The sequence below is a fragment of the Chitinophaga sp. genome, from assembly GCF_039596455.1.
Classification (GTDB): domain Bacteria; phylum Bacteroidota; class Bacteroidia; order Chitinophagales; family Chitinophagaceae; genus Chitinophaga.
The window spans coordinates 168,864-181,954 of the sequence record NZ_JBCNJR010000008.1 but is presented as its reverse complement, the minus strand read 5'-3'; the positions used below and the strand labels follow the sequence as shown (position 1 = coordinate 181,954).

Genomic DNA, 13,091 nt, shown 5'->3' with positions numbered 1-13,091 from the left:
TCATGACCTTTCGGGAACATTCAACGGCTAAAATATAAAAATGTGCCGAATGTGGAAACCGGGCCGTGAAAAGACAGACATCATGCAGACAGAAACATCACAGAAAATAGCTGTTCTGGAGCGCCTGGGCGCTTACCTGGGCGGCGGGGGCACGGAAGAAGAACAGGAAAGCCTGGAACGGGCCAAACAACTGGCGTACCAGCATAACGGCTGGTTCACCCCCGAGTTCATCAACCTGGCCATCAGTAACATCCGTACCTATTTTCTCAACCGCCCGGCGCTGGAACAGTGGCTGGCGCAATACCCCGGTTTCGGCCAACCGGCCGCTCCCAAAAAAGTGGGCATCGTGGCCGCTGGCAACATTCCGCTGGTGGGCTTTCATGACTGGCTGACGGGTTTTCTCAGCGGCCATGCCATCCGCCTCAAACTCTCGTCCAAAGACAATATACTGCTGCCTCACCTGCTGCAGAAGGTGGCTGAATGGGCCCCGGAGGCCGCCGCAGCTACCAGCGTGCAGGAAGTGCTGAAAGACTGTGACGCCTATATTGCCACGGGCAGCAACAATTCCGCCCGGTATTTCAATTATTATTTCGCCAAATACCCCCATATCATCCGCCGCAACCGTACCTCGGCCGCCGTGCTCACCGGCAGTGAAACGCCGCAGGAGCTGGAAGCGCTGGCAGACGATGTGATGCTCTACTTCGGGCTGGGCTGCCGCAACGTTACCAAGGTATACGTGCCGGAAGGCTATGATTTTGCCCCGCTGCTGAAAGCGCTGGAAAAATATGACTACCTGGCGGAGCACCACAAGTACAAGAACAATTACGATTACAACCTTGCGCTTTACCTGCTCAACTCCTCCCCTTACCTTACCAATAACAGCCTGCTGCTGCACGAGAACGAATCACTGTTCTCCCCGCTCAGCGTGCTGCATTACGGCTTCTACCGCCACCGCGGGGAGCTGGAGGAGCAACTGAAGGCCAACCCTGACCTGCAGTGCCTTGTAGCGGCAGACGCCATCCCCTTCGGGCAGGCCCAGCGCCCTTCGCTGACAGATTATGCGGACGGGGTGGATACCGCGGCGTTCTTCGCCTCGCTTTAACAAAATGTCATTTCTCTTTGTTATCTTGACAGGCACCGCCAATACTTTTGGCAGTGCCTGTGCCGTTTATATAAGGACCATTAAGGTGGCTTTAACGATTGGTATAAAAATCTGTTAAATACTTTGGTGTTATAACTTCTAATCCCGTTTCACGGTTAAATTTGTAAGTAACAGGCATGCAAATTGATCTGAAGTACCTGAATAAATTTTTACCCGATAACCTTCTAAAACCAATACAAATATGAAATTCAGGCAAGTTGCGACAACCGTTCTGATCAGCGCTGCCACCGCCTTCGGGAGCATATTTGTCTACAGCAAATATTTTCAGCCCAAACACAGGCAGGAAGGCATGTTTCAGAACGGCTCCATGGCGGTACCGGTAAACTACGCCAGTTACATGCCGGGTACTGCAGCCAACAATAATCTGACCCCGCCCACGGACTTTACAGAAGCTGCCAGAATTGGCACGCCGGGGGTGGTGCATATAAAAACGAAGATCAACCCGAAGCAGCTGCCCAGCAACATCCAGAAAAGAAGGAGCCTGCTGGAGGAGTTTTTCGGGGAGCAGTTTGAGGACGAAGGAAGCCGCCGCCGGTATTATTCTCCCGGCCAGATGGCCTCCGGTTCGGGCGTACTCATCTCTGACGACGGGTTTATTGTAACCAATAACCACGTGGTAGACGATGCGGACGAAATTTCCGTTACCCTCAGCAGCAACAGAACTTACACGGCCAAAGTGATTGGGACAGACCCTAACACAGACCTGGCCGTTATCAAGATAGACGCCAAGGGCCTGCCGTACCTGCTGTACGGGAACTCTGACGATGTGCAGGTTGGCCAATGGGTGCTGGCCGTAGGTTATCCGCTGAACCTGGAAACCACGGTAACTGCCGGTATAGTGAGCGCCAAGAGCCGCGCCATCGGCATCAACACCCGCAACCGCCGCTCCGCCATTGAGTCTTTCATACAGACAGACGCGGCGGTGAACCAGGGTAACAGCGGGGGCGCGCTGATCAACACAGCGGGCGAGCTGATAGGCATCAACTCCGCCATTGCTTCCCCCACGGGCGCATACGCAGGTTATTCCTACGCCATACCCGTGAACCTGGTGAAAAAGATCGTGAACGACCTCATGAAGTTCGGCAACGTACAACGCGCCTACCTGGGCATTGAGTACATGAACCCGAACGTAATGTCTGACCAGGAACTGAAAGAGGCCGGCATGACGAGAGACATGGCAGGCATCAAGGTAATGAACGTGCCTGCCACCGGCGCAGCCGCCGCGGCAGGCATCAAGGAAGGAGATATTATTACAAAGATAAACGGCGTGAAAACCTCCTCAATTCCGGAGTTGATGGAGCAGATCAGCCGGTACAAACCAGGTGACAAAGTGAGCGTGAACTATTTGCGCAACAACAAAGAGTACACGGCCAATACAATTCTGAAGAACCTCGACGGGAATACGGACATTGTGAAGCCAAGTGTACTCGACTACCTGGGGGCCGAGTTTTCAACACTGAACACGAGGTATGCCAAAGAAATGGGGATAGAAGGCGGCGTATTGGTCACCAATATCAACAGCGGCCTGATCAAGAAACAGACCAGCATGCGGCCGTACTTCGTGATACTGAAAGCCGGCGGTACAAAAGTGACCAACGTAGATGTGCTGAAAAAAGCGCTGGAAGGGAAAAGCAAGGTAAGGCTAGAAGGCTTCAACGCCAATGACCAGTACGGTAATATTGTGTATTACGACCTTGACCTCAGCGGCGCAGCCACCACCGTTGATTTTTAACAAGTGTTTTCATATAGGTTTTATAGGTTAGGATTGAAGGCCGCCCGCTTCTCGGGTGGCCTTCTTGTTTTTGATCAGAATGAATTGAAAAAGCCCTCCTGGCGGAGGGCTTTTATTATGGCCATTACGGTAAAGGCTTACAGGAATGACCATATATCCTATGAAAACCCTACTCTAATGTAGGACTATAACCTGTATCCCTAATTTGCCATTTGGTGAACGCAGGGAAATTGTCCGTTAACGGTAATAAACGAAAGGTGAAAATAAAAAGGCTGCCCGGAAAGAACGGGAGGCAGGGGTTAAAGGTTGATCACGCCCTTGAGCTGGGTGAAAAACTCGTCTTTTTTGCGGGACGAAATAGGAATGTTCTTCTGGTCACTCATGATCACCGCGGTACCTAAGCCCTTGATGATCTTGACAATATGGTGGATGTTGATCAGGAAGGATTTGTGCACGCGGTAAAAACCCTTGTCAGACAGCATTTCCTCATACTCTTTCAGGGATTTGGAGATGAGGTGAGACACATTGTTGATCAATTGTATTTTGGTGTAGCTGTCAAACGCTTCGCAGTAGATGATGTCTTTCAGATCAATTACATTATACCCGTCGTTCACCGGTATCACGATCTTGGAGAACGCATTATCATTATTCTTTACATAATCTTTCAGGATGGAGGCCAGCTCGTTGAGGCGGCCTTTTTTGCTGCGCTTCACTTTCTCCAATGCATCTTCCACCTCGCTCACCTTGATAGGTTTGAGCAGGTAGTCTAACGCCGCAAATTTTATGGCCTGGAGCGCATATTCCTGGAACGCTGTAATGAAAATCACTTCAAAGTTAAGGACAGGGAACATTTCCAGTAACTGAAAACCGTTATGTGGGGGCATCTCAATATCCAGAAACAATACATCAATAGGGTTATTCTTGATCATTTCAGCGGCCTCATGGATATTTTGCGCTTCTCCTATCACTTTTACATCCTTGCAGTAATTCTCCAGTATGTTTCGCAGGATATGAATGTTGCGGACCTCGTCGTCTACAATGGCAGCTTTTATAATACTCATAACATCTTTACAATGGGAATCAGGATTTCAACCAAGGTACCTTCCTTGTTGCCGAATCCAGACTTAAATTTATCAATAATTTCTAACTTTCCAACGCTTCCATTAAAAGATTTAATAATCTGGAGCCTTTCTTTAATAACACTCAAAGCCGTTGATTCATGCTTGGCCAGCTTCCCGCTCTTGATGTTGTTGGCGTGCTCCCAGCCTATACCGTCATCATCCACGGCGCAGTACAGCAGGTCCCCATGCATTTCCAGCCGCACCAGCAGGTGGCCGCTGCCGTTTTTGGGCGCCAGGCCGTGCTTCACCGCATTTTCAAGAATGGGCTGTATGAGCATGGGGGGAATATAAACGGTGTATTCCTTCAGCTCCGTGCTCAGATCAAACTTATAGACGAAAGAATTGGCAAAACGGATCTTCTCCAGCTCCAGGTACCGCGCCAGGAAGGCGATCTCCTCTTCCAGCGAGATGTATGACTTCCGGGAGTTGTTCAGCATCTGCCGCATGAGGGTGGCAAAGTCTGCCAGGAAGTTCAGGGCCTGCTTTTCCTCCTTCTCCAGTATCAGGTGCTGTACGGAGTTGAGGGAGTTGAAAATGAAATGCGGGTTCATCTGGTTGGTGAGGGCCTTGGCCTCCAGCTCCGCAATACGGCGGTTGTACTCGGTTTTACGTTTTTCCCCGCCCTTGATACGACCCACTATGTACCTAAGTATCAATAATATGGCCAACAGGCCCAATATCACCAGTATGCCCCTGGCCCACCACTCCTGGTACCACTGGGGCAATATGGAAATACGCAGGGATACGGGAGGGCTCCAGTCACTTTTATACTTGCGCGCCCTGAACAGCAGGGTATAATCTCCGGGCAGCAGGCGGGGGTACGGTACAATGTTGCTCATGGTGGTCACCCAGCCGGAAAGGGTATCTCCCGAAAAGTTGTACTGGTACTCCACCAGCTCCGGCAGGTCAAAGGCAATGGCGCCAAACTCCACTTCCAGCGCGCCCCGGCGCTGATAGAGGTGGGAAAAATGCGGTTTGGGCGGAAATGTGCTGTCTGCGTACCGGATGGCGTTGAGGTACACCGTAGGCGGTATGGTATCTACGGGGATGTGATCTCCCGAAAAGTAGCACAGGCCGTTGGAGGTGGCTACGTAGAGCGTATCTCCATAGTGGCAGAGCCCCCTGATGTCGTCACTCATCAACCCGTCATTAGAGGTGATGTTGCGCACCAGCACCCTTTCCCTGGCGTCTATGACAGACAGGCCCCGGTTGGTGGCTACATAGAGCCGGTCTTTCCCGTCGTAATACAATTGCTGGCAGATATCGCTCACCAGGTTGTCACTGGTGCGGAAATGCCGCACCACTTCATTGTCTTTCAGCACAAAAATGCCCTCATCACTGGTGCCCACCCAAAGGTAGCCATTGATCCACTGCATGTCCTTGATGCTCAGGCCCAGCCGCGGGTCTCCGCGCACCGGCTCTGGCGGCCGCCCGCCGCTGCTGTAGTACAGCCCGGCGCCGGTACCCAGGTAATAGGCAGAATCCCCGATGCAGGAGATAGACGATACCAGGGTTTCCAGTCCGCTGAGGTCTGTTACGTTTTTCCCTTCCAGCCCGTTGAGCAGCCGGTTACGGCTTACCACCAGCACCCTGCCGGAAGGCGTAATGTCCATGTCTTTAATGGTACGCATGGTGTAGAGCAGGCGCAGCCTGCGGGTGCCGGGAGAATACTCGTAAATGCCGTTGTCTGTACCAATAACCACCTCCTCCCCTTTGGGCAGCGGCAAAATGCCGAATACGCTGTTGCGGCCAATGGTAGAATCCAGCGAAAGGCGGGAAATAGTGCCGTTACGGTCCATGGTATTGAGCATACCGGCATTTTCCCCGATGTAAAGCAGGCCGTTGCGCCGGTCTTTGAACACACTGTATACGGAATGGGAATAGAGGCCGTTGGTATTGTCCAGGTAACCGAAATAAAAATGTTTGAAGGGGATGTGATACACCCCGTCACCATAGGTGGTGATCCAGATATTGCCGTCACGGTCGTTCAGAATGCCGGTAACGTAGTGGTTATCAAGTAATTTGCTGACCTTTTTCTCCCCCTTGAAAAAGTCACGGATGTAATAAAGCGCGCGCTGCGTGCCTATCCAGAGATTATTCCGGTCTGTGCAGATGCTGCTCATTTCCTCCTGTATACCCCATTCTGCGCCTTTCAGGAAAGGGATCAGCTCCCCGGAGGTGTAGGAATAGGCCACGTTGCCGCTTAGCAAAATGGGGAATTTGCGGATGCGGTCGGCAAATTCAGGGTCTGTAACCGGGTAAGGAGGCGTGAGGAAGATCTTCTGGCTAACGTTGTTGCTGTCTTTTACGGCCTGCAGGTTAAAATACCGCTGCAGGGGCCTGAAAATGCTGTCTTTGCTGAGCAGCCATAGCACGTCCGTCTGTTTGGCGCCCAGCTTGTCATAAATGAGCTGGCGGCCGTTGTACTGCACAATGCGGCCGGCGGTGTTGAGGAACCATACGGCGCGCGCCCTGTCTTCAAAGGCATATTGCATGTAGTGGCTGCGGCTGTTGAACCGCAGGCTGGTGTCATTTTCTTCGTTATGGAGCGTATGCCGGTAGTAATAGGAAGGTTTGCCGTTGTTGGTAAAAAACCATACCCTGCCGCGTGAGTCTGCGGCCAGCTTGATGACGTCGTTGTCTGTAAGGCCGTCTTTTTTGGTGTAGTTGCGGAAACGCCTGCCGTCAAACTTGCTCACACCGGTGGGGGTGGCAAACCAGATGAAGCCTTCCGGGTCTTGCACGGCCCCGTATACGGTAGCGTTGGCAAGCCCATCCTTTACATTGTAATTGCGGATCACCAGGCCTTGCGCGCGCACGGTGGCGTACGCTCCAAGGCCCAGGAGCAGGAATATTATGTAACGGATGGCTTGCATCAACGGTGGATGTCTGTAGTTATGCTTTGAATCAATAAGCCCTTGCAAACAGTACTCTTTCTTTGGAGGGCTTGCCGGTCAGTATGCAAACGCCTGCCTCCTGCGGATTGTTCAAAGGAATGCAGCGGATGGTGGCCTTTGTTTTTTCCTTGATGGCAGCCTCCGTTTCCGGGGTACCGTCCCAGTGGGCCGAAATAAACCCGCCTTTTTCATCCAGCAGCCGCTCAAAATCCTCCCAGGTATCTGCTGTGGTAATATGCTCGTTCCTGTAAGCCAGGGCTTTGTTATACAGGTTTTGCTGGATCTCTTCCAGCAGCGCTGCCACATTGGCAGCCAGGCCGTCCAGCGAAACACTTTCCTTGGTGCGGGTATCCCTGCGGGCTACCTCCGCCACATTGTTCTCCAGGTCACGGGAGCCGATGGCAATGCGCACGGGCACGCCTTTCATCTCATATTCGGCAAACTTCCAGCCGGGGCGGGAGTTATCGGAATCATCGTATTTCACCCTTACGCCGGCCGCTTTCAGCTCTTTCACAATAGCGCCCACTTTCTCATCTATGGGGCCTTTCTGGTCTGCTCCCTTGTAAATGGGTACAATTACCACCTGTAACGGTGCAATGCGGGGCGGTAGTATCAAACCGTCATCATCACTGTGCGCCATTACCAATGCGCCCACCAGGCGGGTAGATACGCCCCAGGAGGTGGCCCATACATATTCCAGTTTATTGTCTTTGTTAGAGAACTGAACGTCAAAGGCTTTGGCGAAGTTCTGCCCCAGGAAGTGGGACGTACCGGCCTGCAGGGCCTTGCCATCCTGCATGAGCGCTTCAATGCAATAAGTATCTACCGCGCCTGCGAAACGTTCGGAAGCAGATTTTACACCTTTCACTACGGGCACGGCCATATAGTTCTCCACAAAGTCCGCATACACGTCCAGCATGCGGCGGGTTTCCTCCACCGCCTCTTCCGGAGTGGCGTGGGCGGTGTGGCCTTCCTGCCAGAGGAACTCCGCGGTGCGGAGAAAGAGGCGGGTGCGCATTTCCCAGCGTACCACGTTGGCCCACTGGTTCACGAGCAGGGGCAGATCCCGGTAAGACTGGATCCAGTCTTTATACGTATTCCAGATAATTGTTTCGGAAGTGGGGCGGACAATGAGCTCTTCTTCCAGCTTGGCCTCCGGGTCTACGATCACGCCGCCGCCGTTGGGATCGTTTTTGAGGCGGTAATGGGTTACCACGGCGCATTCTTTGGCGAAACCTTCCACGTGGGCGGCTTCCTTGCTGAGAAAGCTTTTAGGGATAAAAAGCGGGAAATAGGCGTTCTGGTGGCCGGTTTCCTTAAACATCCTGTCCAGCACGTCTCTCATGTTCTCCCAGAGGGCAAAACCGTAGGGTTTGATCACCATGCAGCCGCGCACGGCGGAATAGTCAGCCAGTCCGCCTTTCAGAACGAGGTCGTTGTACCATTGCGCATAGTCTGCCGACCGGGCTGTAATCTCTTTGCTCATATAAGTTTTTTTCTTTTACCGTTTACCCGGTTTTTGGTGTCTTCAACTGCTTCCCTTACAGGCGGTTAATGCGGTGATTTTTCCGTTTATCCGTTTCAGTGGCCATTCAGCAGAAACCCTGTATTTCCGGCGCTTCTGACACAATTTATTGGCGTAATATTTGTTTATATAATAATACGGAATTTGCCACGGACCTGCGTTGAAAACAGATGAAAATTTTAGCCGGGTGTGCGAAGATAATAAAACGCTTGGTGCGGGGCCCATTTCAACGATAAAATTCGTTTAAATTGAGTAAATTTACATTGTTAATCAAATATCACCAGATGAGACCTATGATATATAGTGCCGTGGCTGCCGTGCTTGTGTTAAGCAGCTGTTCATCGGCATATCAAACCGCACAAACGCCGGATGATGTATATCACTCTCCGGCGAGACCACAAACTGTGTATGCCAGTAACACTGCCAGCAATACGCGAAGTGATGTAGTAGAGGAGACGTATGATGACAATGGCGACACTTATGTAACTTATCAGGACGATGAGGAGCGTTACGATTATGCCCGCCGTATTGATAACTTCAGCAGGGGCTACCGCGGCAACTACTGGGACGGTTATTACTACGACGATTTTTACGGCAGCCCGAACGTTTACATCAACAATTATTACGGAAGCCGCTGGGGTTCCTGGGGTTCTTACTGGGGCCCGTCTTTCGGCATAGGCCTCGGGTTTGGCTGGGGTTACAACCCCTACCGCTGGGGTGGCTGGTACAGCCCGTGGTACGGTTATCATAACCCGTGGTACAGCCCCTGGTATGGTAGCGGATGGTACGGCAGCGGCTGGCATGGCGGCGGATGGGGTTACCCTGTTTGGGGCGGCCATTATTCCAACCCGCGCCCGTCCAACTCATGGGGCCCGAGAGGCTCTGCTTCTTCCAGGGTGTTCAACACCGGCTCCGGCAACGTAAATACCGGCAACCGCAACACCAGCGGCGCAGCGCCCAGAAGGGTGTTTGACCGCAGCGGCACGCCCACCACTACGCCCGGCAACGGCAGCAGCGCTCCCAGGAGAGTGTTTGACAGGTCTTCTTCAGAACGCCCTGCTTCACAACCGAGCAACAGCACCAGAAGAGTGTTCCAACGCTCCAGCTCAGAACGTCCGGTTTCACAACCGACCTATGACCGCAGCAACGAACGCAGAAGCATACCGCAACGCAGCGCGCCCGTACGGAGCGAACCTACTTACAGGGCTCCGGAACGCAGCAGCGCACCGGCCCGCTCCTACCCGAGCAGCTCACCGTCTAACAACAGCGGCAGCAACAGCGCACCGGCAAGAACATTCCGTCCCCGTGGCGGCTGATAAATATTCATTGAATGATCAATTGCGGAGAGGCCCACATGCCTCCCGTGATTGATCATTCCCTTTTATATCCTATGCCCTTGCAACGGAAGCACGCTATTTCTCACCATACTTTTGAAAAGATGAAACCGGGTCAGCCGGTATTCCATCTGACCTCTGAAAAATAAATTGTTACCAGATGAATAAAAGGATCACATTTCTTTTGATAGCCCTTGGTGTATCTGCCCACGGATGGGCGCAGGATGAGGGAGACGCCTTGCGGTACAGCCGCCTGACCACAGGCGGTACAGCCCGTACGCAGGCCATTGGTGGGGCGGCAGGTTCTCTGGGAGGTGATATTACCGCCTCTCACGTAAACCCGGCCGGCATCGGCTTTTTCAAAACGAGTGAAGTGGTTTTTACGCCCGGTTTTTATTTCCGCAGCAACAGCGCCAGCTACCTCGGCACCAATGCAGATGAAAGTAAATCTGGCGCCATGCTGGGCAACGCCGGCATTGTGTTTGGCATACCCGCCAGCAGGAACAATTCCAAATGGCGCAACCTTGCTTTTTCCCTGGACTATAACCGGCTGGCAGACTTCAACAACACCTTCCGGCTGAACGGGGTGAACACCACCACCAGCTATTCAGACCGCTGGGTGCAAGACCTGAACAACAACGGCAGCCCCATTCCGTTCGACAATGCCACGGGAGACTATCCCCTGGGCGCCAGCCTTGCGCTGAACACCTACCTGATAGACGCCGAGCTTGATCCCAACGGCAACCTTACCGGCTACTTTTCCGGTGTACCGATTGGCGCGGCAGGCATTCAGCAGCAGGCCATTGTGAAAGAAAAGGGCGGGCAGAACGAATTCTCCCTGGCGCTGGGCGGTAATTACGCCGACCAGTGGTACATGGGCGTTTCCCTGAACTTCCCCACCCTGCGTTACGAGCGCAACCGTACCTGGGCGGAAGACGACCTCTCCGGCGATACCAACAACGACTTTTCCTATTTTGAATACACCGAGAACCTGAAAACAGACGCGGTAGGCTTCAACGCCAAGCTGGGGGCCATTTACGCGCCCATGCCCAGCCTGCGCATTGGCGCCGCTTTCCATACGCCCACCTGGTACTCCATGAGAGACCAGTCCAGCGCCAACGTTCAGGTAGATACCGAAGGTTATCAGCCAGACGGGCGTAGCGAACGCTGGCAGTCTACAGGAGACCTGCTGGACGGCTACCCCGTAGAGTACGAGTACAACCTGAAAACGCCCTGGCGCGCGCTGGGCAGCGTATCCTATATTTTCGGCACCAATGCAGACGTAAGCCAGCAGCACGGTTTCCTTACCGCTGATGTGGAATACGTGAACTATGCCTCCGCCAAATACAAGTTCAACAAAGGCACCGCTTCAGACCGCGAGTTTGCGGACCGCCTGAACCAGTCTATCGAGAACATGTACAAAAGCACGGTAAACGTTCGTGTAGGTGGTGAAATGAAATTCACCGTACTGGCTGTACGCGCCGGCTTTGCTTACTATGGAGACCCTTATGAGAACTCCACGGTAGATGCCAGCATCAAAAAGATCAGCGGCGGCGTGGGTTACCGTAACAAAGGTTTCTTTGCAGACCTCACGTACGTGCATACACTGGCCAAAGAGGCTTACCAGCCTTACGTTCTCCGTGATGCCGCGGTTGCGCCCGCTACCATAGATATGTCTGGCGGCGCCGTAATGGCCACCATCGGGTTCAAGTTCTGATCATATAAATTCCGGATACAAAATGGAGAAGGAAAGGGCAGCCGCTCTTTCCTTTTTCGTTTAGCGCTGCTGTTGCAACCATTCCATCACCGCCTCTCCTTCCCTCGCATCAAACCATTGCATCTCTGCGTCTCTCCTGAACCAGGTGAGCTGACGCTTGGCATACTGGCGGGTGTGGGTTTTAATGGCCTCTATTGCTTCTGGCAGGCTGGCGCGGCCATCCAGGTAATCAAACACTTCGGTGTAGCCTACCGTTTGCAGGGCGTTGTGGTGATGGAATGCCTGTACCGCTTTTACTTCTTCCACCAGCCCTGCTTCCATCATGGCGTCTACACGGCGGTGAATATTGGCGTGCAGCAGTTCTTTGGGGAGCTCAATGCCAATTTTTATGATCTTGAAGGGCCGCTGACGGCGCATGGCGGTGCGGTATTCAGAAATAGAGCGGCCCGTGGCTTCGAGCACTTCCAGGGCGCGCATGAGGCGTTGGGGGTTTTGTGTTTCCGCAATGGCATAAAAAGCAGGGTCTCGCTCCTGCAGCGTTTGCTGCAGCCATGGCAGGCCGTTTTCCGCGTATTGGCGGCGCACGGCGGCGCGTATTTCTTCCGGGATGGCAGGCATCTCGTCCATGCCTTCCAGGAAAGCGCGGATGTACAGGCCCGTACCGCCCGTTACTACCGCTACCGGGTGGCGGGTAAAGATATCGGCGGCGTATTGCAGGGCCAGCTGCTCATACATGGCCGCATTCACTTCTTCCGTGATGGAATGGGAATTGATAAAATAGTGGGGAACGGCCGCCAGCTCTTCCGGGGAGGGTTTGGCGGTACCAATGCTCAGCTCGCGGTAGCACTGGCGGGAGTCTGCGGAGATGATCTCCGTGCCCAGCATTTGCGCTATTCGTATAGCCAATGCCGTTTTTCCTACGGCCGTAGGGCCGGCCAGTACAACAACCGTATGTTCCATATGCTGAAAGGGGCCGGCGCAGCGCCTCACCCTGTGTGTTGCTAATAGATGTTCTCTTCTTCGCCGCCGCTTTCTTCCATGCCGTCTTCACCATCTTCTCCTGACTCCTCCCCCTCTTCGCCATAGCCTTCTTCAGACATGCCTTCACGGTTGAGGTCATATTTCTCTTCCATTTCCACCAGCTTGTCTCCAATAAGGCCTTTGGTGCCATACTGGCTCGGGGCCAGGCCTTCCTTGCGCACACAGGCGGGGTAGCTGAGCTTGGCGTTCTCGTCTTTGGCCACACCGATCAGTTCTACGAGGAAAGTCCAGTTCTTGGCAAAATCATACAGGTAAATGAATTTCTGGTTGGGAGCCTTTACCATGGCGCCAATAGGCGTATCAGACATGAGCAGCGGCTCTGCTTTGCGGGGCTGGTTGTCTGCTTCCAGTATTATTTCGCGGCCACGCTGCCAGTTATCGTTACTACGGAAGAACGTGGCTTTGTGCTTGCTGTCAAACTCATATGCAGTCAATATGGCTTGATGGAACTGTAAAAAATTCTGGGAAGGCTTTACCGCTATGTCTCTGTAGACACTTTCATCTTCTTCCCAATAAACTCTAAACTTCAATACCGGCATATGATTAAGTTATAGGCGTCCAG

The 13,091-nt window shown here is 53.0% G+C and carries 9 protein-coding genes; 4 read left to right on the top strand and 5 right to left on the bottom strand.

Annotated features, from left to right (window positions below; all coding sequences use genetic code 11):
• Window positions 1-49 precede the first annotated feature (49 nt).
• Complete coding sequence (locus ABDW36_RS21650; RefSeq protein ID WP_343704015.1) at window positions 50-1,102, top strand: acyl-CoA reductase; 1,053 nt, start codon at window positions 50-52, stop codon at window positions 1,100-1,102.
• Between the two features lie 241 nt (window positions 1,103-1,343).
• The gene (locus ABDW36_RS21645; protein ID WP_343704014.1) at window positions 1,344-2,894 is read left to right on the top strand and encodes a trypsin-like peptidase domain-containing protein; all 1,551 of its coding nucleotides are present in this window, start codon (window positions 1,344-1,346) and stop codon (window positions 2,892-2,894) included.
• Window positions 2,895-3,193: 299 nt separating this feature from the next.
• Here the strand turns inward: ABDW36_RS21645 and ABDW36_RS21640 are convergent, their stop codons facing one another.
• From ABDW36_RS21640 to proS, 3 genes are read right to left on the bottom strand one after another with little or no spacing between them, the layout of a single operon-like run.
• On the bottom strand, window positions 3,194-3,955 hold the full coding sequence (locus tag ABDW36_RS21640; protein ID WP_074237512.1) for a LytTR family DNA-binding domain-containing protein: 762 nt from the start codon (window positions 3,953-3,955) through the stop codon (window positions 3,194-3,196).
• Entirely contained in the window at window positions 3,952-6,891 is a 2,940-nt protein-coding gene (locus ABDW36_RS21635) for a histidine kinase (RefSeq protein ID WP_343704013.1), read from the bottom strand. Before ABDW36_RS21635 ends, ABDW36_RS21640 begins: the two co-directional genes overlap by 4 nt.
• Window positions 6,892-6,922: 31 nt before the next feature.
• Window positions 6,923-8,398 (bottom strand): proline--tRNA ligase, encoded by a 1,476-nt coding sequence (gene proS, locus ABDW36_RS21630; RefSeq protein ID WP_343704012.1) that lies wholly within the window; start codon window positions 8,396-8,398, stop codon window positions 6,923-6,925.
• 443 nt (window positions 8,399-8,841) lie between these two features.
• Between proS and ABDW36_RS21625 the strand changes: the two genes are divergently transcribed.
• Together ABDW36_RS21625 and ABDW36_RS21620 are read left to right on the top strand one after the other, a co-directional pair.
• On the top strand, window positions 8,842-9,753 hold the full coding sequence (locus tag ABDW36_RS21625) for a hypothetical protein (protein ID WP_343704011.1): 912 nt from the start codon (window positions 8,842-8,844) through the stop codon (window positions 9,751-9,753).
• A gap of 178 nt (window positions 9,754-9,931) precedes the next feature.
• Complete coding sequence (locus tag ABDW36_RS21620) at window positions 9,932-11,488, top strand: hypothetical protein (RefSeq protein WP_343704010.1); 1,557 nt, start codon at window positions 9,932-9,934, stop codon at window positions 11,486-11,488.
• Window positions 11,489-11,548: 60 nt separating this feature from the next.
• Here ABDW36_RS21620 and miaA read toward each other — a convergent pair whose 3' ends face one another.
• Entirely contained in the window at window positions 11,549-12,448 is a 900-nt protein-coding gene (gene miaA / locus ABDW36_RS21615; protein WP_343704009.1) for a tRNA (adenosine(37)-N6)-dimethylallyltransferase MiaA, read from the bottom strand.
• Between the two features lie 41 nt (window positions 12,449-12,489).
• Window positions 12,490-13,068: a hypothetical protein gene (locus tag ABDW36_RS21610; RefSeq protein ID WP_343704008.1), complete on the bottom strand. Its 579-nt coding sequence runs from the start codon at window positions 13,066-13,068 to the stop codon at window positions 12,490-12,492.
• Window positions 13,069-13,091 lie beyond the last annotated feature (23 nt).

What these genes read in the sequence shown, in the direction of transcription:
- ABDW36_RS21640 (WP_074237512.1), bottom strand. Translation starts at nt 3,955, where the DNA reads ATGAGTATTATAAAAGCTGCCATTGTAGACGACGAGGTCCGCAACATT.
- proS (WP_343704012.1), bottom strand. Translation starts at nt 8,398, where the DNA reads ATGAGCAAAGAGATTACAGCCCGGTCGGCAGACTATGCGCAATGGTAC.
- ABDW36_RS21650 (WP_343704015.1), top strand. Translation starts at nt 50, where the DNA reads ATGTGGAAACCGGGCCGTGAAAAGACAGACATCATGCAGACAGAAACA.
- miaA (WP_343704009.1), bottom strand. Translation starts at nt 12,448, where the DNA reads ATGGAACATACGGTTGTTGTACTGGCCGGCCCTACGGCCGTAGGAAAA.
- ABDW36_RS21645 (WP_343704014.1), top strand. Translation starts at nt 1,344, where the DNA reads ATGAAATTCAGGCAAGTTGCGACAACCGTTCTGATCAGCGCTGCCACC.
- ABDW36_RS21635 (WP_343704013.1), bottom strand. Translation starts at nt 6,891, where the DNA reads ATGCAAGCCATCCGTTACATAATATTCCTGCTCCTGGGCCTTGGAGCG.
- ABDW36_RS21610 (WP_343704008.1), bottom strand. Translation starts at nt 13,068, where the DNA reads ATGCCGGTATTGAAGTTTAGAGTTTATTGGGAAGAAGATGAAAGTGTC.
- ABDW36_RS21620 (WP_343704010.1), top strand. Translation starts at nt 9,932, where the DNA reads ATGAATAAAAGGATCACATTTCTTTTGATAGCCCTTGGTGTATCTGCC.